Source organism: Oleiphilus sp. HI0125 (assembly GCF_001635355.1).
In genome coordinates this window covers 1-665 of the sequence record NZ_LWGF01001230.1, presented here as the reverse complement: position 1 = coordinate 665, position 665 = coordinate 1, and the positions used below count along the sequence as shown (strand labels likewise).

General features: G+C 47.2%; 1 protein-coding gene. It reads left to right on the top strand.

What is annotated here, in order from left to right:
• On the top strand, positions 1 to 665 hold a 665-nt coding region (locus tag A3762_RS21365), incomplete at both ends, for an amidase family protein (RefSeq protein ID WP_255375073.1).

Here is a 665-nt window from a genome sequence, read left to right as displayed (position 1 = left end):
CGCCTGACATCAACTCAGTACTTGCTCAGCGATTAGAAAATGCTGGAGCGATCATCTTAGGTAAAACCAATGTCCCAATGCTTCTATCAGATTGTCAGACCTTTGGTCCGCTCTACCCGACTGCAAACAATCCCTACGATCTTCGTAGAACTCCCGGTGGAAGCACAGGAGGTGGTGCCGCTGCACTTGCAGCCCAATTGAGTTATGCAGAAATTGGCAGCGATATTGGCGGTTCTATTCGAAACCCAGCTAACTTATGCGGATTGTTTGGCTTAAAGCCGACTACCAATGGACATATACATGATGGCCATGTTCCACCTCTACCAAACAGAGGAACCGGTTTTACAGCGCTAAACAGCACCGGCCCTCTGGCGCGAAGCGCTAGCGACATTGAGCAAATTTATAAGGTCTGTTATCAACCCTTACCTGAATACCAACAATACCTAGACATTCAGACATCCACACCGATTCACAACAAGCTCGCGAATTATAAAATCGCTTATTACGATGAATTGGCTGGAGTTCAATGCTCCGCCCCTACTCAGCGAGGGCTTCAGCGTGTCGTAAAATGCTTAGAAGATCAAGGCGCGCAAGTAAGCAAAATTCGCATTGATGAGCAATTAGCCGACAAAACGCTGAAGACCTGGGTCAAGTTATTTGGTTTC